The 18,676-nt window shown below is 66.7% G+C and carries 18 protein-coding genes and 1 tRNA gene; 9 read left to right on the plus strand and 10 right to left on the minus strand.

The features are described from left to right. Positions 1-39: 39 nt before the first annotated feature. Entirely contained in the window at positions 40-921 is an 882-nt protein-coding gene (ppk2, locus tag IDF66_RS23075) for a polyphosphate kinase 2 (protein ID WP_396264280.1), read from the plus strand. Positions 922-991: 70 nt separating this feature from the next. Here ppk2 and IDF66_RS23080 read toward each other — a convergent pair whose 3' ends face one another. The 3 genes from IDF66_RS23080 to IDF66_RS23090 form a co-directional block, all read right to left on the minus strand. Further along, a complete protein-coding gene (locus IDF66_RS23080) occupies positions 992-1,606 on the minus strand; it encodes a pyridine nucleotide-disulfide oxidoreductase (protein ID WP_190268790.1) in 615 nt (204 codons plus the stop codon). Positions 1,607-1,740: 134 nt separating this feature from the next. Then, positions 1,741-2,292: a pyridoxamine 5'-phosphate oxidase family protein gene (locus IDF66_RS23085; RefSeq protein ID WP_190268791.1), complete on the minus strand. Its 552-nt coding sequence runs from the start codon at positions 2,290-2,292 to the stop codon at positions 1,741-1,743. An 80-nt stretch (positions 2,293-2,372) separates the two neighbouring features. Then, positions 2,373-3,542, minus strand: coding sequence for an alpha-hydroxy-acid oxidizing protein (locus IDF66_RS23090; RefSeq protein WP_190268792.1), 1,170 nt, complete (start codon positions 3,540-3,542; stop codon positions 2,373-2,375). A gap of 211 nt (positions 3,543-3,753) precedes the next feature. Here IDF66_RS23090 and IDF66_RS23095 point away from each other — a divergent pair, with 211 nt between their 5' ends. Both IDF66_RS23095 and IDF66_RS23100 read left to right on the plus strand, forming a co-directional pair. Next, positions 3,754-4,410 carry a PadR family transcriptional regulator gene (locus IDF66_RS23095; protein ID WP_190268793.1) on the plus strand — a complete coding sequence of 219 codons (657 nt, stop codon included), beginning with the start codon at positions 3,754-3,756 and terminating at the stop codon, positions 4,408-4,410. Between the two features lie 156 nt (positions 4,411-4,566). Beyond that, positions 4,567-5,751 carry an FAD-dependent oxidoreductase gene (locus tag IDF66_RS23100; RefSeq protein WP_190268794.1) on the plus strand — a complete coding sequence of 395 codons (1,185 nt, stop codon included), beginning with the start codon at positions 4,567-4,569 and terminating at the stop codon, positions 5,749-5,751. A 39-nt stretch (positions 5,752-5,790) separates the two neighbouring features. Here IDF66_RS23100 and IDF66_RS23105 read toward each other — a convergent pair whose 3' ends face one another. Continuing rightward, a complete protein-coding gene (locus IDF66_RS23105; protein WP_164310539.1) occupies positions 5,791-6,315 on the minus strand; it encodes a DoxX family protein in 525 nt (174 codons plus the stop codon). A gap of 185 nt (positions 6,316-6,500) precedes the next feature. Here IDF66_RS23105 and IDF66_RS23110 point away from each other — a divergent pair, with 185 nt between their 5' ends. Then, positions 6,501-6,974, plus strand: coding sequence for a hypothetical protein (locus tag IDF66_RS23110; RefSeq protein ID WP_317628828.1), 474 nt, complete (start codon positions 6,501-6,503; stop codon positions 6,972-6,974). A 63-nt stretch (positions 6,975-7,037) separates the two neighbouring features. Here the strand turns inward: IDF66_RS23110 and IDF66_RS23115 are convergent. Next, positions 7,038-7,111 (minus strand) — tRNA-Gly (locus tag IDF66_RS23115). Between the two features lie 194 nt (positions 7,112-7,305). On the opposite strand from IDF66_RS23115, the gene IDF66_RS23120 reads away from it, so the two are divergent. Further along, a complete protein-coding gene (locus IDF66_RS23120; protein WP_190268795.1) occupies positions 7,306-8,379 on the plus strand; it encodes a hypothetical protein in 1,074 nt (357 codons plus the stop codon). A gap of 23 nt (positions 8,380-8,402) precedes the next feature. Here the strand turns inward: IDF66_RS23120 and IDF66_RS23125 are convergent, their stop codons facing one another. Continuing rightward, a complete protein-coding gene (locus IDF66_RS23125; protein WP_317628829.1) occupies positions 8,403-9,779 on the minus strand; it encodes a hypothetical protein in 1,377 nt (458 codons plus the stop codon). 249 nt (positions 9,780-10,028) lie between these two features. Between IDF66_RS23125 and dcd the strand changes: the two genes are divergently transcribed. The 3 genes from dcd to IDF66_RS23140 all read left to right on the plus strand — a co-directional run bounded on the left by dcd (position 10,029) and on the right by IDF66_RS23140 (position 13,570). Next, positions 10,029-10,604: a dCTP deaminase gene (gene dcd / locus IDF66_RS23130; protein WP_164310543.1), complete on the plus strand. Its 576-nt coding sequence runs from the start codon at positions 10,029-10,031 to the stop codon at positions 10,602-10,604. Between the two features lie 154 nt (positions 10,605-10,758). After that, positions 10,759-12,174 carry a UDP-glucose dehydrogenase family protein gene (locus IDF66_RS23135; RefSeq protein WP_190268796.1) on the plus strand — a complete coding sequence of 472 codons (1,416 nt, stop codon included), beginning with the start codon at positions 10,759-10,761 and terminating at the stop codon, positions 12,172-12,174. Positions 12,175-12,238: 64 nt separating this feature from the next. Beyond that, positions 12,239-13,570 carry a hypothetical protein gene (locus tag IDF66_RS23140; protein ID WP_190268797.1) on the plus strand — a complete coding sequence of 444 codons (1,332 nt, stop codon included), beginning with the start codon at positions 12,239-12,241 and terminating at the stop codon, positions 13,568-13,570. Between the two features lies 1 nt (position 13,571). On the opposite strand, the gene IDF66_RS23145 is transcribed toward IDF66_RS23140, so the two are convergent. Both IDF66_RS23145 and IDF66_RS23150 read right to left on the minus strand, forming a co-directional pair. Next, positions 13,572-14,342, minus strand: a complete 771-nt coding sequence (locus IDF66_RS23145; protein WP_164310546.1) for a MerR family transcriptional regulator — start codon at positions 14,340-14,342, stop codon at positions 13,572-13,574. Positions 14,343-14,377: 35 nt separating this feature from the next. Then, positions 14,378-14,953, minus strand: a complete 576-nt coding sequence (locus IDF66_RS23150) for a TetR/AcrR family transcriptional regulator (protein WP_190268798.1) — start codon at positions 14,951-14,953, stop codon at positions 14,378-14,380. Between the two features lie 93 nt (positions 14,954-15,046). On the opposite strand from IDF66_RS23150, the gene IDF66_RS23155 reads away from it, so the two are divergent. After that, positions 15,047-16,624, plus strand: coding sequence for an MFS transporter (locus IDF66_RS23155; RefSeq protein ID WP_190268799.1), 1,578 nt, complete (start codon positions 15,047-15,049; stop codon positions 16,622-16,624). Here the strand turns inward: IDF66_RS23155 and IDF66_RS23160 are convergent. Next, a complete protein-coding gene (locus IDF66_RS23160) occupies positions 16,586-17,725 on the minus strand; it encodes a PDR/VanB family oxidoreductase (RefSeq protein WP_190268800.1) in 1,140 nt (379 codons plus the stop codon). The genes IDF66_RS23155 and IDF66_RS23160 overlap by 39 nt on opposite strands. 13 nt (positions 17,726-17,738) lie before the next feature. Then, positions 17,739-18,674 (minus strand): metal-dependent hydrolase, encoded by a 936-nt coding sequence (locus IDF66_RS23165; RefSeq protein WP_190268801.1) that lies wholly within the window; start codon positions 18,672-18,674, stop codon positions 17,739-17,741. Positions 18,675-18,676: the final 2 nt, after the last annotated feature.

The raw sequence follows: 18,676 nt of genomic DNA on the forward strand, positions 1-18,676 counted from the left end.
GGGTGATCGGCCGGGCATCGTGATCGAGGAGGACAGCTCGTGGGTAAGAAGAAATCCAAGAAGAAGTCGCACGGAAAGAAGCACGCGACCCACGAAAGGTCCTCGGCACCCAGCCGCGCCGACGTGCGCGAATCAGGGTCGGCACCAACGTCTCCGATGAAGAACAAGGAGTTCCGGGAGTTGGTCAAGCCGCTCCACGCCGAACTCGTCGCCATGCAGGAGTGGGTGCGCGCCACCGGCGCCAAGGTCTGCGTGATCTTCGAGGGGCGGGACACCGCGGGCAAGGGCGGCGTCATCAAGGCGATCACCGAGCGGGTCAGCCCGCGGGTGTTCCGAGTGGTCGCGCTGCCGACCCCCACCGAGCGGGAGAAATCCCAGATGTTCTTGCAGCGGTATGTTCCCCATCTGCCGGCGGCGGGCGAGATGGTGATCTTCGACCGCAGTTGGTACAACCGTGCGGGCGTGGAGCGGGTGATGGGTTTCTGCACCGAGGAGCAGTCCACGCAGTTCCTTGCCGACGTCCCCGAGTTCGAGCGTGCCGTGGTCCGGTCCGGGGTTCTGCTGATCAAGTACTGGCTCGAGGTCAGCGAAGACGAGCAGACCCTTCGCCTGCAGAGCCGGATCGACGATCCGCGCAAGTACTGGAAACTGTCCCCGATGGACGTGAAGTCGTATACCCACTGGGACGACTACTCGCAGGCCCGCGACGACATGTTCCGTTACAGCGACACCGGTTGGGCCCCGTGGTACGTCGCGAACACCGACGACAAGAAGCGCGGACGGCTCAACATCATCAGCCACCTGCTCGACCAGGTGCCGTACACGCCCCTCGCTGCGCCGGACATCGAACTCCCCGAACGAGTCCGCAGCGGGTACACCAGTCCTCACCTGGCCGTGACCGAGGTTCCGGTGCGGTACTGAGCACAGGGATCGGGGAGGCGCGGGCTCAGGCGTCTGGCCGTGCGCCTCGCCCGTGGGTGTGCACGGGGTGTCAGGCCGTCTCGATTGCGCGAAGGCAGTATCCCAGCGAATTCGGCTGGGAGAACTTCCACTTCGTCTGGTCCTCGGTGCAGGTCACCGACTCGTCTGCACGCGACACCGCTGCGGCGATGACCGTCGTCGGTGCGGGCGTGGCCGAGCAGTCGCTCTCTCGGTAGTCGACCAGTTGCCCACCGGACATCGGAATCTGGTAGCACTGGCCGTTGACGAAATTGGGTGTCATGCAGAGCTTCTGAGGATCACCGGCAAACGAGAGGCTGGCGCTGTTCTCGCCGGCGCAGGCAACATCGGTCGGGACCGTCGAGGCGGCGTAGAAGGTGAGTCCGTCGGAGTCGCAAGCGATCTTGGTGGCGCGCACCTTTCCGTCGTCGTCGGCCTTGTCCGCGATCTGCAGACACTCGCCGGCAGCGATGTCGGAGGTCTTCTCGACCGGCGTCTCGCTGTCGGTACTGAAGGACACACTGCACGCGGCGAGCAGGGTGAAGCCCGAGCAGGCGACCAACAGGCCTGCGTGGCGGGCGAGTTGCCATCGCCGGCGCGGCGCCGGTCGCTCGGCGTCGTCGATGTAGGTGATGGCCGGGCGCGGAGAGGAATCGTGGAATGTCATCGGAGGGCCTTTCGGTTGCTTGTCGTGCGACGAGCATCTCGATCGGCTCTTGTGACGGACTTGAGGTCGGCTTGAGGCGCGTGCAACTTGTCATCTGCGTGGATGACGGGGGTTCGGTTGGCCGCAGCGCGGCTTCATCTGAAGGTGAAGCGCGTGCAGTCGGTGGGGAACGCCGACCACGCGAAGCCGCGTCGCGGCGTGATCGTCCGCAGACCGCCACCGTCGACCGGGGACTGCCACGAGTCCGCTTCGGGTTGGTAGCCCTGGTCGGCATACTTTCCGAATGCCTCGGCGAGCCGGGCGCCGAGACCGCCGGGCTGGGCGCACACTGCGAGTGAGATTCCTTCGATGATCACCACGTCTGACCCGCTCTCGAGGGTGAGCGTGCAGGCCGGGTTGGCTTCCACGTTGCGTGTGTGCCGGGTCGTCGGGGCGCCGTCGTAGAAGAATCGGCCATCGACCCAGACACCCCAGCGGGGGACGGCGTGGGGAGTGCCGTCCGGTCGCACCGACGTCAACCAGTAGTGCGTCGATTCCACGAGCCGTGTCTCGACCGACGCCCATGAGCGCGTCCCCTCGAGGCTCTCGCTGATGCCGTAGCCATCCGGGAAACGGGGTCGGTCGACGAGTGGTTCGGACGGCGCCGGCAGTGTGTCCGCTCGGGACAGGGTGTGGTTCTCGGTCATGGGCCAACGCTACGAGCTTGCGGTGGGTTGCGGCTTGACCGTTCTTGCTGTTTGCCTGACCAGCGGACACGGCGGCACCGCTACATCGCGCGCTGCACGGCCCCGTCGGCGCGTAGGTCGGCAATCGTCGGATAGCCGTTGATCGCCATCAGCAGGTCGGCCTCGGCCAGGATCGACCGGAGATGATGGACCAGGCCGTCCTCGCCGCCGACGGCCAGCGCGTAGGCATAGGAGCGCCCGATGCCGACCGCGGTCGCGCCGAGTGCGAGGGCTGCGACGACGTCGCTGCCGCTGCGCACCCCTGAGTCGAACAGGACCGGCGTGTCACCTGCCGCGGCCACCACGTCGGGTAGATGCTGCAATGCCGAGAGCCCACCGTTGGCTTGGCGCCCACCATGATTCGAGCAGTAGATGGCGTCCGCGCCGACGTCGACGGCGCGGCGGACGTCGTCGGGATGGCAGATCCCCTTCGGGATGACGGGCAGATCGGTCACCTCACGGATCCAGGCGAGATCGTCCCAGGTGACCGGCTGGCCGAAGTTCACAGCCCACTGAAGGATGGCCGCCGGCAGGTCCTCCTCCGGACTCTTGGCGAGCTGGCCGAGGAAGTTGGGGTCGGTGAAGTAGTTGGACACGCACATGCCGCGGAGCTGCGGAAAGTTGGACGTGTTGAGATCCCGTGGGCGCCAACCTGGTGTCCAGGTGTCCAGGGTGACGGCGATTCCCTGGTAGCCGGCCTGCTCCGCACGGTGAATGAAACTCAGTGCGAGGTCACGATCCTTGGGCATGTAGAGCTGGAAGAACCCCGGCGTCTGCTGGTGGATCGCGCCGGTCTCCTCGACCGGGTCCATGGACAAGGTGGACTGTACGGCGGGTACCCCGGTGCGTTCGGCGGCGCGCGCGACGGCGAGGTCGCCATGGAAGTCCTGGGCGCAGATTCCGATCACGCCGATCGGCGCCATGAAGACCGGTGACGGCAGCGTGGTGCCGAACAACTCGACCGAGAGGTCGCGTTCGGTCGCTCCGACTCCCATTCGGGGCACGATGCCCCACTTGTCGAATGCGTCGACATTCGCGCGCTGGGTGCGCTCATTTCCGCAACCACCGGTGACGTACGACCAGATCCAGGGTGGCAGCACCTCCTGCGCCTTGCGCTCGAGGGACTCGGAGTCGACCGGGTACCGGGGTAGCACGCCTTGCGTACCGGCCAGGTAGATCTCCAGTTGAAAGGCCCCGTAGTCCGGTGTCATGTCGGTGTTTCTCCTTTGCGTCGATCCGCCATCCGCGAGTCCCACCGACTGGCGCGGGTTCCCGTGCTGCCCAGTCTGTGGTGACTCCCGAAATGTACGACATCGCACTTGACCCACGGTCTCGGATGCACGGGAACGGTGGCGCGAGAACTCTCTTGAATCCAAATACTCGTACACGTATATTCGTCTACGAGTATTAGGGAGGAACGCGATGCCGCGTCGACGTAAGGTGACCAATCTCGTGGGTCTGGCGGTCCTCGCCGCCCTGGTCGAGCGGCCGATGCATCGGTACGAGATCGCCACCGTGCTGCGCGAACGCGGCAAGGATCGGGATATGGCGATCAAATGGGGGTCGCTCTACACGGTCGTCGACAACCTCACCAAGCATTCCCTCGTCGAGGTGACCGGTGTGGATCGCGATGGAGCGCGCCCCGAGCGCACGATTTACGCGATCACCGACGCAGGTCGCTCGGAGCTCGTCGACTGGACACGTGAGCTGATCTCGACGCCCGGTCCACAGGCCCAGCCGTTTGTTGCCGGGCTCTCGGTCGCCGCGATACTTCCGCCCGAGGTCGTGGTGGCCGCCCTCGACGACCGGCTCGATGCCCTCGCGTCGGCGATCGACAGTGCGGAAGTCGATCTGGCCGCCCAGGTCGAACGGATTCCCCGGCTGTTCACGGTGGAAGCCGAATACTCGCTCGCGATGCTGCGGGCCGAAGCGGAATGGGTCCGAGGGTTTCGGGTGGAGATCGACGACGGCTCGTTCCCTGGCATCGACGTCTGGCGTCGTCTGCACGAATTCGGCCTGTCCGCCGAACACATCGCCGACCTCGTCGAGAAGGGAGAGTTCACACCCGGGCCACCCTGAGTCAGACCCGACGCAGGTGCGGCAACACCTGGCGCCGGGCCCGACCTTCCCAACCGAAACACCAACCGTGCACTCACGAGCGGCGAATCCAGTTGCGGCAACCACAGGATAACGCGAGCACCCGTGCGGGCACATAGATCTCCGAGGAGTTCAGCCATGTCCGCAATCAGTTCGGCCCTCGTCATCGGCGGCGGTATCGCCGGCCCGGTCACCGCTGTTGCGCTGCGTAAAGCGGGAATCGACGCCCGCGTCTACGAGGCATACCCGACCCCCGCCCACAACATCGGCAGCGAGCTCGGCTTCGCGCCCAACGGTCTCGCCGCGCTCGACAACATCGGCGCAGGCGACCTCGTCCGCGGGGTGTCGTTGCCGTTGACCCACATGCGAATGTCGATCGGCGACAAGATGATCGACATGCCGTCGTCGGCCGGCGAGCCTATGCACGTCGTCGCACGCGGTGACCTCCACCGGGTCCTCCATGATCACGCGATCGCCGAAGGCGTCGCCGTCGAGTACTCCAAACGGCTGATCGGCGTCGATGAGACGGTCCACGGCGTCACCGCTCGATTCTCGGACGGCACCTCCGCTTGCGCCGACATCCTCATCGGCTGCGATGGGGTGAAGTCGTCGGTGCGCACGATCATCGATCCGGCAGCGCCGGACGCGGATTACACCGGAATGCTCGGATTCGGCGGCTACGCCACGATATCGACGCCCGTTCCCGCCGGGACGCAGACCTTTGCCTTCGGGCACAAGGCCTACTACCTCTACTGGCCGACGCGTGACGGTCGCGTCGCTTGGGGCGCCAACCTGCCTCACGCACGCCACCTGACCCTCGCGCAGGCCCGCGCGACGTCGAACGAGGAGTGGCTCGCGATTCTGAGTGACACCTACGCAGCTGATCGTCCAGGCGCAGAACTGATCGCCAACACAGCGCCGGACGACTTCGTCGCAGTCGGCGGACTCCACATCATGCCGCCGGTACCTCATTGGTCGCGCGACCGGCTGGTGCTGGTGGGCGACGCTGTGCACGCACCGTCGAACAGCACTGGACAGGGGGCATCGCTGGCTGTCGAATCGGGTATTGAGTTGGCGCGGTGTCTGCGCGATTTCGACGATGTACCAACAGCTTTCGCCACGTATGAGTCCCTGCGTCGACCGCGTGTCGAGGAGATCGCGAAACGCGGTGCAAAGACCAATCATGCCAAGACGTTCGGGCCGGTGATGCGTCGCCTGATGCCGCTGATCATGCCGATGATGTTTCGATCGACCAAAGTTCGCGACACGCTGAGCGCCGAACAGTCCTACCGGATCGACTGGGCGGGGACCGCGGTTCGGTGACGGCTCGCCGACGAGCGACGTGTGATCGCGCCGACGAGCTCAGGCGGCGGCCGTGACCTTCTTGCGGCGGTACAACACGGCTACTGCGCCCGCCGTTGCGGCGGCGAGTGCGGCCACCCCGACTCCGTCACGCTCGAGGCGGTGTCCCATCTTGCCGTCCAGGGAGTAGCGGCCCGGTCCGGTCAGGGCCAGTGCTGCCGAGGCGACGCCCAGGATTGCCGGGTACTCCAGTCCGCCATTCTGCGCGAAGAAGCCATTCGGGCGGTGCACATCGGCGGCCGCGATCATGGCTGCGGCGCCTGCTGCCGAGGCGACCCGGGTGCCCGCGCCCAACGCCACCAGACCGCCGGCAGCTTCGCTGACCCCGGCGGTGACCGCGGACAGCTTGGCCGGCTTGAAGCCCATCTGATTCATGCCGGATGCAGTTGCCTCGATCCCGGGCCCACCGAACCAGCCGGTGAGTTTCTGCGCGCCATGGGCGAACAACGTCGCACCCACCGCAGTGCGCAGCGTCAGCAGCCCCAGATCGAGCGCCTTCGCTCGCGATGAAACATCAGTAGACATCGTGTCGTTCCTCCATGCGTTTGTGGCGTCCAGCTAAAGCGAACTCTAGTCCGCTTAGCTGAGAGGTCACTCAGGGGGCCACGCGGCTCCGACGAAAGGCCGCAAAGGTCATCGAGCTGCGAATGATTGATCTCACTCTGTTCTGGGTATTGCTCTTCGACCATCGTCTTCCGAGGAGTAGAACCGTGGATACTGCAATCTGGGTCATCATCGCCATCGTTGTCGTGATCATCCTGCTCGTGGCATTGCTGCTGTTCCTGCGACAGCGCAGGCAGCACCGCCGGGTCAAGGCGCAGGACATTCGGCAGAACGCTTCCGAGCAGGTGTCGGACGTACGTCACCGCGAAGCGATCGCCGAGGAGTCCGAGGCGCGGGCACGCAAGGCCAAAGCCGAGGCCGACCAGAAGGCTGCCGAGGCCAAGCGTCTCAACGAGCATGCGCGCACACATCAGGACCGTGCGGCCGAGTCCCGGCAAGAGGTCGACAGCGAGTTCGCCCGCGCCGACAAGCTCGACCCCGACGTCGGGCGGGACGGAGTCCGTCGCGAGCCGGAGCCCCTCCAGCAGGGCGACCAGCCGCCGCGCCACGGGCAAGGCCCCGATCAGGGATACGATCCGCGCCACGTGCAGGACCCCCGAGAGGCGCCCGGAAGTCGTTGATTTGTCACGTGAAAAACGCGGACAGTCGATTCTGGCGTGGCACCGCTCTACGTGCGGTGATGATGGAGCCGATGACGGGAATCGAACCCGCGTATTCAGCTTGGGAAGCTGATGTTCTGCCATTGAACTACATCGGCGTGCGAGGCGCTGACCTCGCGATCGACAGAGTAGCAAACGCCGCGCTCGAGCCCGTGCGCGGACACCCACATTCCGCCGGCCCACCATGAGCGGGTCAGGCACTTTCGAATCGGACGTCGTGGTGCGAGACGTGTTAGCTTGATGCCTTGAATGTCCGTGAGCGCGCTCGGGGGTCGTGAACATCGTGGAGTCCATGCGCTCGGCCGAGATCGGCGACCGCCAACTCGCTTCCGGAGTACCCACCGATCAGCCGTTTCTGCTGGTCGACGTCGCCGACGACGGCCTGCTGATCTCCGCAGTCGACCCGGCGGCCGGCACGACCCTCGACCAACGTGTGCTGTGGTCGGTGCATCCGATCGCCCTCGACCAGGCGCTCGCGGAGCATCTGGTCCGTGCCGGTCGCGTGCCGACGCCCCGGACCGACGACTGGTGGAATGAGCTGCGGGAACTCGCCGGGCGCGGACGTGAACGCCTGTCGACATCCGACGGGACGTTCGTCATGGGACACCGCGACGTGCGGTTCTTCCGTGTCAGTCGGCGAGACCTCGACGAGGCGACCGCCTCGCTCGCCACCGAGGTGTCCAGCATGGTGCGCGAGATGGGCCAAGAGTTCGGCGCCACCTCGGTGGTGATCGGCCGCGGAGGCGATGACTGGCCGGGCCTCGATGCGGTTCTGCAGCGTCAGCAGCTGCCCGTGATCACCGCAGCGCCGCCCGTCGACGGGAACCGTGATGTCGGTGTCCCAGAGGGCGTCTCGGCCGTATGGCCCGCACCGATGCCGACGCCCGAGCCGGCGCCTCCAAAGCCGGCCCATCCAGAGCCCACTGTTCTGGAGCCGGTGGCGCCGCACGATCCGCAGCAGTCCGTGGCGTCGGCCTCGGTCTCTGCCCAGTCCGCCCGATACCCGGGCAAGCGCATCGTCATCGCCATGGCCGCGGTCGTCGCCGTCATCGGTGTAGGGACGGTGACTGCGCTCGTGGCCACCGGCAGCGACTCGCCGCACCGGCCGCCGTCCAGTCTTGAATTCCCTTCGAGCACACCGTCACCGACGTCGAGCTACGCCGATCCCGCCGAACTCGTGGCTGCGCGGGAACCAGCGGTCGATTACACGCCACCGCCCCCTCCGCCGGCGGCCACCGACGACGGTTCCTCCAACGGCACGCCGCAGTCGCCGGGTCAACCGAACCGGCCGCGATCCGCACCGCCGCGGGTGGTCATTCCGATTCCGGGGCTGCCGCCGATCGTGCTGCCACGGTTACCCGGCTGAACTTCGACGGCGCGGTAGCGCTCTCACCACCGTGCCGCGGACACCGGGACGCGCTTGCCCGAGCTGGGAGCCGGGGTGGGACGCTTGTCCTCCGCGAGGCACATCGACCGAAGTACGTTGTGGTACACGACGAGTCCGTATAGGTTCGGCGCCCCGACGATACCAGTCGATTTGGGCAGCATGTCGGTGGTGATCCCGAGGCCGGGGAACAAATCGTTGGCCAGTGCGGCCGTCGGATCGGTGCCGCCCTCCTGCCAGGCCAGCTCCACCATGTGCGCGGCCAGCGCGTAGGCGTAGTAGGCCGCGGTGAGCGACTTGGTCACCGTCAGGTCCGACATCGGTACGGTCGCAGCAAAATCCTGCTTGTCGTTGCGGTTGTGGCTGAGTCCGATGACCACGTCGAGCGGGGCGCCGCCGACGTACGGGATCAGCGTCCCGACCTGAGAGAGGATGTACTCCGGCGTGTTGAAGTCGGCGGGGTCGGCAGGGATCAGATTCTGATGAACCCGCGTGGTGCGGAGATACTCCTGCAGTCGGGTCGTCATCCCGGCGATCTGTCGATCGGTGGCGCGATTCGCGGTGATCGACTGGAGATAGTTCGAGGTGCGCGTCACGATCCGCGTCAGCGGCAGATCACCGATCGGCTTACAGGTGTCGGCGTCGGCCACCGCGACCTGCCCGGCGATGTCCCGGACGATCCCGGGCACCGCGTAGGCGAAGCGGAGATCCTTCACCGATTTCCCGGCGTTCGCCTTCTGCGATCGCGTGACGGAGACGACGCACGAGTCGACCAGCTTCTCGCTGATCGACTTGTACAGCTGGGTCGCGGCGAACACGCCGAGAAGGATCGGCAGGGTGATGAGCGTGCCGATGGTGATCGGTCCTGCCAGCGGACCGAAGCTCGGCAGCGTGCGCCGCAGGACGGTGAGCGGAACCATGACCGTCACATAGAGGTAGAGCCAGACGCTCTCGACCGCCTGTGCCAACGTGAGGTTCTCGACGGGGATGGCCTCCCCGGCCCGGCCGTCGCGAACGGCGACCAGCTGAGTGACGACCCACTGCGAGATCGGGTCCCGGTACTTCATGATGGGGTCCTTGTCGTCGGCCCCCAGGTCGTACGGATGATTCGACACCGCCAGCGAGGAGATCCGCAGTCGTGACATATCGCGGTGGGCGCCTGCCTTGATCGACGCCGACTTCTGCTGGACCTCTTGTGGCAGATAGGGCTTCAGCGAATCGAAGACGGCGTCGTAGATCGCGCCGAAGGTGGCGAATCGCGATCCGACGCATTCCTTCGGTTCGGTGCTCCTCGACGTGGTGCGCGAGTCGGAGTGGGGTGCGATCGGAGCTGCCGAGGCCACCGCGCCGAGGCCGTTCTCCCCGCCGAACGACAGCGTCACGCACGTCACGATCGCCACCGCGATCATCGACACAGACAGCCTCTGACTCCACATACCCCACGCACCCCCGACTCGTTCCGACCCGCCGGATCTCGTCGCAGTCACACGGCGATCACACAAGAATCACGGCCCCGGGACACTCTAAGAGATTCCTGAGTGTCTTGACCATCGTTCGAATCAACTCGCATCTGGCTCGACGGTGACCGTCCATCCGACGTTCATCTGAGGCGGTCGGTTAACCTCACACGTGTGCTGCTCTCCGATCGCGACATCCGCTCCGAGATAGCCGCTGGGCGGTTGGCGCTCGAACCGTTCGATCCGACGCTCGTGCAGCCGTCGAGTGTCGACGTGCGTCTAGACCGGCTGTTCCGCGTCTTCAACAACACGCGCTACACGCATATCGACCCCGCGCAGCGCCAGGACGAGCTGACCAGCCTCGTCGAACCCCCCGAGGGGGAACCATTCGTCCTGCATCCGGGGGAGTTCGTGCTCGGCTCGACCCTCGAGGTCTGCTCACTGCCCGACGACCTGGCAGGGCGGCTGGAGGGCAAATCCTCGCTGGGCAGGCTCGGCCTGCTCACCCATTCGACGGCAGGCTTCATCGATCCGGGGTTCTCCGGGCACATCACTCTCGAGTTGTCGAATGTCGCGAACCTGCCGATCACGCTGTGGCCGGGAATGAAGATCGGACAGTTGTGTCTGATCCGGCTGTCGAGCCCGGCGGAGCATCCGTACGGCAGTGCGAGCGTCGGATCGAAGTACCAGGGCCAGCGCGGGCCGACCCCGTCGAAGGCCTATCTGAACTTCACCAAGCCGGCGGACTGACCGCCCGGACCGGCACGCCCCCAGGCCGACGTCGCCGGGACGGGTCCGCGTTGGGGTGCAGTTCATCTTGGCCGTTGGGTGTTCACCAGCCCGATCGGGACGGGTCATGTCGCGGATGCGTCGCCGCAGGAAACCGCGCGTACTCACTGAAGACATGAAGCTGACAGTCATCGGTTGTGGGTACCTCGGGGCCACTCATGCGGCGTGCATGGCAGAACTCGGGCACGAGGTGCTCGGCGTGGATGTCGACGCGGACAAGGTCGCGCGCCTGCAGGCAGGGGATGTGCCGTTCTTCGAGCCCGGGCTCGGTGACGTGTTGCGCCGCAACCTCGATGCCGGCCGCCTGCGTTTCACCACTGATCACCGCGACGCGGCGACCTTTGCGTCCGTGCACTTCCTCGGCGTGGGGACGCCCCAGCAGCGCCGCGGCTACGGCGTCGACCTCACGCATGTGGAATCGGCGGTCGACGCCCTCGCCCCCCTGCTGCGAGGTGACCACCTGATCATCGGCAAGTCCACGGTCCCGGTCGGAACGGCAGCCGCTCTTGCGCAACGGATGTCGGTCCTCACCGCGCCGGGCTCCCGGATCGAGCTGGCCTGGAGCCCGGAGTTCCTTCGGGAGGGGTTCGCGGTCGAGGACACTCTCGAACCCGACCGCATCGTGCTGGGCACAGGTCCCGACGACCACGCCACCGACGCCGCCGCGCAGGTGACCGCCGAGATCTACCGGGAGATCCTGGAGACCGGCGTGCCCTTCATCCGGACCGATTGGGCGACTGCGGAACTGGTGAAGGTCTCGGCCAATGCGTTTCTGGCGACCAAGATCTCGTTCATCAACGCCATCAGCGAGATCTGCGAGGTGGTCGGCGCCGATGTGTCGACGCTCGCCGATGCGATCGGGTACGACGGGCGGATCGGTCGCCGATTCCTCAACGCGGGACTCGGTTTCGGCGGGGGATGCCTCCCCAAGGACATCCGTGGGTTCATGGCACGCGCCGAGGAGGTGGGCGCCGGAGAGGCGCTGCGATTCCTGCGGGAGGTCGACGCGATCAACAACCGCCGTCGCACGGCGATGGTCGAGCTGGTCGCCGAAGCGGTCGGTGGCGACGTCCTCGGCGCGAATGTCGCCGTGCTGGGCGCGGCCTTCAAGCCCGAGAGTGACGACGTCCGGGATTCGCCTGCCCTGAACGTGGCCGGGCAGCTGGCGTTGCGTGGGGCGTCGGTGAGTGTCTTCGACCCGAAGGCCACCGCGACGTCCCGGCGGATGTACCCGATGCTGACCTATGCGGGCAGTGCTGTGGAGGCGTGCGAGGAGGCGGATGCGGTGGTCGTGGCCACCGAGTGGGCCGAGTTCGTCCACATGGGGCCCGAGGAGTTGTCCGGGGTGGTGCGATCGCGCGTCATCGTCGACGGCCGGCGCTGCCTGGATGCCGGTGCATGGCGCTCGGCGGGCTGGCGTTTCCATGCCATCGGTGGGCCGATGCGCTCGGTCCCCGCGCCGAGGGCAACGGGAATGGGCGGTCGGGCGTTGCCGCAGGTCGCGGCCTCCGTTCCCCCGCATTCTCCCTAGTCGCATGTTACTGTCGTGAATTCCGGATATCAGATGGGTTCATCGACGCAGGGCAACAGATCGGATGACAGACGAGGCGACGACCATTGGTCGTGGGGCGCTGGCCACCACGACCGACGTTCACGCGCATCCGGTCAGCCATGAACTCCTCGGCGATGTGGCCGCCCGGCAGCTGGCCAGGGGGATTCCCGCCGACCTGCCGTTCTTGCTGGTCGACGTCACCGAGGAAGGACTGAGGGTCACCACGGTGGACCCGCGTCTGGATGCCTCGGTCGGTGCGCTGATGGCTCCCGCCATCCGCCCGGCGTCGCTCGACCAGCTCCTGGCGGCACATCTGGTCCGGGTCGGGCGGGTGGCGCCGCCGAGCAGCGAGGAGTGGTCGGTCGAACTGCTCGACCTCGCATGTCGAGGGCGGACCCGTCTCGCCACGGCGGACAGCACCTTCATCGTCGGCCGTGACCACGTGGAGTACTTCCGCGTCGCGCAGGGCGATCTCGACGAGGCCACTGCCGAGTTCGCGGACGGGGTCGGCCTGCTCTGTGAAGAGGCGGCCGCCGATGCCCCCGGCCGTATCACCTCCCTGGTCCTTGCCGGCGGGCATGAGGCTTGGCCCGGCCTCCCCGCGATGCTCGGACACCGTGCGCCGGTTCCGGTGATCGCGTTGAGATCGGCAAGCGCTCCCGATGCCGACCTCTCCGATCGACGGCACGACGACGGTGTGCCACTCGGGTCCCGGCCGCCTGCATCGTTCGCCTTGACCTCGGATCTGTTTGTGTCCGAGCATGTTCCGCCGAGTGAACCGGAACCGCCCCCGCCGCCCCCACCGCCACCGCCGGTTCGGCAGACCGTCTCTCGCGGTGGCGCCGAACCGGGCGGATGGGACATCGAGCCGGACGCAGGAAAGCCGCGACCGGCGTCCCGCGCGATGGTGTGGCGACAGCGCCTGACGGGCAGGCGTGCACTCATCGGCATCGCCGCCGTCTGCGCCATCATCGCGATCGGAACCGCGACCGCCGTGGCGGTGACCGGCGGAGGGGGCTCCGATCGGTCATCGGCCATGGGCGACGACACGACGGCGACAACGCAGAACGACTCGTCCTATGCCGACCCGGCGGACCTCACCGAAGCGCGCGTACCGGCCGTCAGCTACATACCGCCACCCCCACCACCTCCGGAAACGACCAGCGAGGGGTCGTCGTCCGACGAGACGACCACGGGTAGGCAGCGCACCGGGGAGCCGCGACAGCCGGCGCCGCGCCCGCAACCCCGACCCCGACCGCGACAGAACGCGCCTGCACCTGCGCCGCCACCGGCACCCGCGCCGCCACCCCTGCCACGGCAGCGCGTCATCCCCAATCCGATCCCGGGTTTGCCGCCGATCGTCCTGCCGGGATAGGTCAGTCTCCCGACGGGTTCTCCGCACCGGAGTGGCGCGCCCGGCCGAGGTAGTCGTTGAGCTGGCGTGCGAGGTCTCGATCGAGGGCACGGTCGAGTGCGTTGTGCGCCGAGATCGAGCCGGTTCGCCGCATCTCGCCGAGAAGTTCTTTCGCCCACTCGGATTCGGCAGGTGTACGAGGCAACCAGCCGTCCTCATGACCTTCGGTGATTGCGCGACGTCCGGCGGAGATCACCACCTTTGCGACCGCTGCCATCTCCTGATCGAGCCGGCCGTGGACGTCGAGGATGCCGCTCAGGGGCAACCCGAGTTTCACGAGGCGACCGTAGGCGGAAACGGTTTCCTGATCGAGAATCGTGTACTGCTTGGGGTGCGCTTCGTCGCCTTTCGGAGCGATGAGGCCGAACTCCGCGAGACGCTCGAAATGCGCGGGGTTTCCGGAGTTGAGCAGGTCCTTGAGGTCCTCGGCCGCCATCGTCGTCGACGTCGCGGTCGACCACGGCTCGGACACCACCTCTTCGAGGCCCAGCACCTCGGCAAGGTTGTCGCCGCGCTGGATCCCGGAGAGGAAATCGCCGATGTGGCGGATGGTGAAACCGCGTTTGAGCAGATCGTTGATCACCCGCAGCCGCGCGAGGTGGGCATCGGTGTAGATGGCGATGCGCCCACGCCGCAACGGGCGCGGGAGCAAACCGCGGTCCTGGTAGCCACGGACGTTGCGGGTGGTGGTGCCCGCAGCCCGTGCCAGATCGTCGATCCGGTATTCGGTCACCGCGACATTGTCCCAGATCGGGTCCGCCGCTTGGCTCAGGCCGCGACTCCTCGTGCGATGAGGTCGAGGACCTCCTCGTATGAGTCGGACGCGTCGATGAACGGCGGATACACCGACCCGAGCTCCAACGACACGGCGCCGTGTACGCATGCCCAGATCTGCGCGGCCAGTTGCGCCGGGTCGCCCGGGCGGATCACTCCGGCCACCTGGCCGTAGCCGACGATGTCCGCCAACGCCCCGAACGCGCGGGCGGCCACCTCGTCGTCGGCCGTGCACTCCGCCGAGAACATCAATCCGTAGAGAATCGGGTTGGCGATGGCGAACTCCCGGTAGTTGCGGCCGCTGTTGCGCAGCCGTGTCGCGGCGTCCGGCTCGTGCGCGGCGACTCTGGTGGCGAACTCGGCGAAACCATCCGTCACCACAGCGTCCAGCAGGCCGTCCTTGCCGTCGAAGTGGTTGTAGACGCCCATCGGCGCCACGCCGGCCTCGGTGGCCACGGCACGCACGGTCAGCGCGGCCGCGCCCTCTCGTTCCAGGAGCCGTCGTCCGGCGGACACGAGGTTCGCGCGCACTTCGGTTGCGGGAGTTCGAGCAGATTTCTGCGACGGCATGTTGACAGCCTACTAGAACAGTGTTCTTCTTGAGTAGAACAACGTGCTACAAAGATGTGACGACGTTCTATTCACGCACTCCGAGGAGAGGTCATGAGAACTCGTTGGCTCGCCCTGGCGGCCCTGTGCTTTGCCGAACTACTCGTGATGGTCGACAACACGATCGTCAACGTCGCGCTGCCCACCATGGCGCGCGATCTCGATGCCGGGATCTCCGGGCTCCAGTGGATTGTGGATGCCTACACGCTCGTGTTCGCCGGACTGTTGCTCACCGGTGGCTATCTCGGCGATCGATTCGGCCACCGCCGCATGCTGCTGACCGGCATCGCCGGATTCGCCGTGGTGTCGGTGCTGGCGGCGTCCTCGCAGACCCTTGGGCAATTGATCGCGAGCCGCGGCGGCCTCGGATTGTTCGCCGCCCTGGTGTTCCCGGCGACTCTGGCGATCATCACGTCGATCTTCACCGAGCCCAAGCAACGCGCTGCGGCCGTGGGCATCTGGGCCGCGACATCGGGCATCGCCGTGGCCGTCGGTCCGGTGCTCGGCGGCTGGCTGCTCGAGCACTATTCGTGGTCGTCGGTGTTCTGGGTCAATCTGCCGATGGCGGTGGTGGCCGCGGCGGCGATCGTGCTGGTGGTGCCGGGTACGCGTCCGGAATCCGTATCCCGTTTCGACGCAATCGGTCTGGTGCTCTCGATCATGGGTCTCGGATTGCTGACCTACTCGGTGATCGAGGGGCCGCACTTCGGCTGGACCGATCCGCGAACCATCGGCGGACTCGTTGTCGCCGGAATCGCTCTGGGTCTCTTCGCATGGCGGGAACTGGCCATCGAGCATCCGATCCTGAACATTCGGCTGTTCGCCAACCGCCGATTCGCCGCCGCCGCCGGCATGATCAGTGTCGCGTTCTTCGCACTCTTCGGCTTCATCTTCCTGATCACCCAGTTCTTCCAGGCGGTCAAGGGTTATGGCCCTTTCGAAGCCGGGCTGCGCACCCTGCCGTTCGCACTGGTGATGGCGGTCTTCTCACCGGTCGCGATGGCGCTGGCGCACCGATTCGGACCGCGGATGGTCTCCGTGGTCGGTGCGTTGCTGATGTCGGGCGGCTTCGCGCTCGTCGAGGTGTCGTCGCGGATGTCGGGCTACTGGGAGCTGATCATCTGGTCGATGTCGCTGATGGCGATGGGGCTCGCCTTCATCTCCGGACCGTGCACGCAGGTGATCATGGACGCGCTCACACCGGAGCAGGCGGGGGCCGGCTCGGCGGTCAACGACACCACCCGTGAGATCGGCGGGACGCTGGGCGTCGCGGTACTGGGTTCGGTGCTGACATCGGTGTACACCTCGGGTGTCGGTGAGCGCCTCGCCGATCTCGGTGTGCCGCAGGCTGCCACCGGTATCGCGGAGGACTCGGTGATGTCGGGGGTCGAGGTGGCTGCCCGGGCGCCGTCGGAGGTTGCGCAACAGCTGCGGTTCGCGGTGCAGGATGTGTTCGTCGAAGGCCTGCACAGTGCGGTCTGGGTGGCGGTCGCGGTGACCGCGGCCGCGGCGCTCGCGGCGGCCTACTTCTTGCGGGGTGTGCCGAGCGGGCGGGCAAACGGCACACCGACGATCGTCGACGACCCCGCGGTCCTAGATGTCGAGGGTGAGGCGGTCGCCGTTCGCCCGTGACACGCAGGTGAGGAACATGTCCTGGGCACGTTCCGGTTCGGTGAGGATGTTGTCGCGGTGATCAGGTGCGCCGGACAGCATCCTCACCTTGCAGGTTCCGCAGAAGCCCTGCTGACATGAGTACGGGACCGACGGCAGGACCTTCCGGATGGCGGCCAGCGCGGTCTCGTCGGCGGCCACCGCGATCTCCTGACCTGTCGACGCGAGAGTGACCGTGAACGGTTTGCCGTCCTCGACCGGCGGCGGGCTGAAGCGTTCGTAGTGCAGTTCGATGTCTGGCCGATCGGCCAGATGTCTGCGCAGGCGCTCCAACATCGGTACCGGTCCGCAGCAGTAGACCGCGAGCCCGCCCGGCGCGCGGCCCGTCTCGGGGTCGATCGGACCGAGCAGCTCTTCCATGGCAGGTAGACCGTGTTCCGCGTCGGTGCGGATGGTGATCCTGTCGTCGTACCGGGCGAGTTCGTCCTGGAATGGGATCGACTCGATCGTGCGTCCGGTGTAGATCATCGACCAGTCGAGGCCGAACCGGTCGGCGGCGGCCAGCATCGGGAGGATCGGGGTGATACCGATGCCTGCGGCGATGAACCGGATCGACCGGGCATGCGACCCATGCCCCGGGATGGCGAGGGGAAAGGCGTTGCGAGGTCCCTTGATCGAGACCGGGTCGCCGACGCGCAGGTCGTCGTGCACCTCGATGGATCCGCCGCCACCATCGGGGATGCGGCGTACGGCGATCCGGTAGGTGTGACGATCGGCCGGGTCTCCGCACAGTGAGTACTCCCGCATCCGTCCCGACGGCAGCAGCAGGTCGAGGTGAGCACCGGGATGCCACCTGGCGAGGATGCCGCCGTCGGGTGCGGCCAGGGTGAGCGCGACAACATTTTCGTCGGCGGCCACCACTTCGCGGTCGATGAGTTGCAGATTGCTCACGCCGTCGTCGGCCGGGGTGGGGTGCAGCGGGGCGAGTGGCCGCCAGAACGGCCACCACATCTTGGCCATGACGGTACCCACGGTGAGGAACGGGTCGTGGCGCCACCGTCCGTAGAGATGTGGAGGGGGAGCGGTCATCTCGGTGCTGTGGGGGTGCGCACGCTGGTTCATCGCATACCTTCGGTCAGCCGGCGTTGCGGGCGGCCGGAGACGCGGCGAGATAGGCCACGGCCTGCGCGGTGCTGCCGATCTCGTTGGGATGGAATCCGGGCCGGAAGTAGCTGAAGGTCGCGAGGATGATCTTGCGCATCTTCGGCAGCACGCCGGCATGGACGCCGCGGAAGTAGTGGTACTGCCGCTGGAAGTAGTTGTACGACAACGATGTGTCCTGCTTCATGATGAACCGGAAGCCCCGGTTGAGCAGCAGCAGCAGAACGGGTAGGGCCACCAGCATGGCGCGGCCGCGGCGCAGGTACCCGTCGCCGAAATAGATCGCCACCTCGTGGGCGACCGCGCGGTGCTCGACCTCCTCGGCGCCATGCCAGGTGAACAGGTCGGTCATCCCCGGATCGGCACCGGATTCGACCCAGGCGTTGTTGAGGGCGAAATCGCCGAGGATGGCGGTGTAGTGCTCCAGGGCGGCGATGAGCCACAGGCGTTCGATGAGGTGCTTCTGCCGTGCCTTGGGGCTGCCGCCGTGCATGGGGCCCAGGACTTTCCGGAAGATCCATTCCATCTGGCGCAGATAGGGCCGCGGATCGATCCCATGATGGTCCAGGAACTCCCACAGCACGTGATCGTGGGCCTCGGCATGCATTGCCTCCTGTCCGATGAATCCGCGCATGGTGGCGGCGAGCTCGTCGTCGGCGACGAGCGGGAGCGCCTCGTTGTAGGTCTGCACAAACCAGCGTTCCCCTTCGGGCAGAAGGAGGTTCAGCACGCTGATGAAGTTGGACGGGACGGGGTGGTCGGGGATCCAGTGCAGCGGTGTGTCCGACCAGTCGAAGGTGACATTACGGGCGTGGAGCTCCACCGGGCCCGGATCGGAACCGTCCAGATCGCGTGGCTCACGAGCATCGCTGATCGGATGTGGATGGTCGGCATGTGCGGGCGCAGACATCG

It is taken from the genome of Gordonia hankookensis (assembly GCF_014673215.1).
Classification (GTDB): Bacteria; Actinomycetota; Actinomycetes; order Mycobacteriales; family Mycobacteriaceae; genus Gordonia; species Gordonia hankookensis.

Excerpts from the sequence above, each read along its gene's own strand:
- IDF66_RS23165 (WP_190268801.1), bottom strand. The coding sequence starts at position 18,674 with ATGTCTGCGCCCGCACATGCCGACCATCCACATCCGATCAGCGATGCT.
- IDF66_RS23135 (WP_190268796.1), top strand. The coding sequence starts at position 10,759 with ATGAAGCTGACAGTCATCGGTTGTGGGTACCTCGGGGCCACTCATGCG.
- IDF66_RS23150 (WP_190268798.1), bottom strand. The coding sequence starts at position 14,953 with ATGCCGTCGCAGAAATCTGCTCGAACTCCCGCAACCGAAGTGCGCGCG.
- IDF66_RS23100 (WP_190268794.1), top strand. The coding sequence starts at position 4,567 with ATGTCCGCAATCAGTTCGGCCCTCGTCATCGGCGGCGGTATCGCCGGC.
- IDF66_RS23095 (WP_190268793.1), top strand. The coding sequence starts at position 3,754 with ATGCCGCGTCGACGTAAGGTGACCAATCTCGTGGGTCTGGCGGTCCTC.
- IDF66_RS23155 (WP_190268799.1), top strand. The coding sequence starts at position 15,047 with ATGAGAACTCGTTGGCTCGCCCTGGCGGCCCTGTGCTTTGCCGAACTA.
- IDF66_RS23105 (WP_164310539.1), bottom strand. The coding sequence starts at position 6,315 with ATGTCTACTGATGTTTCATCGCGAGCGAAGGCGCTCGATCTGGGGCTG.
- IDF66_RS23090 (WP_190268792.1), bottom strand. The coding sequence starts at position 3,542 with ATGACACCGGACTACGGGGCCTTTCAACTGGAGATCTACCTGGCCGGT.
- IDF66_RS23120 (WP_190268795.1), top strand. The coding sequence starts at position 7,306 with ATGCGCTCGGCCGAGATCGGCGACCGCCAACTCGCTTCCGGAGTACCC.
- IDF66_RS23085 (WP_190268791.1), bottom strand. The coding sequence starts at position 2,292 with ATGACCGAGAACCACACCCTGTCCCGAGCGGACACACTGCCGGCGCCG.
- IDF66_RS23140 (WP_190268797.1), top strand. The coding sequence starts at position 12,239 with ATGACAGACGAGGCGACGACCATTGGTCGTGGGGCGCTGGCCACCACG.
- IDF66_RS23080 (WP_190268790.1), bottom strand. The coding sequence starts at position 1,606 with ATGACATTCCACGATTCCTCTCCGCGCCCGGCCATCACCTACATCGAC.
- IDF66_RS23160 (WP_190268800.1), bottom strand. The coding sequence starts at position 17,725 with ATGAACCAGCGTGCGCACCCCCACAGCACCGAGATGACCGCTCCCCCT.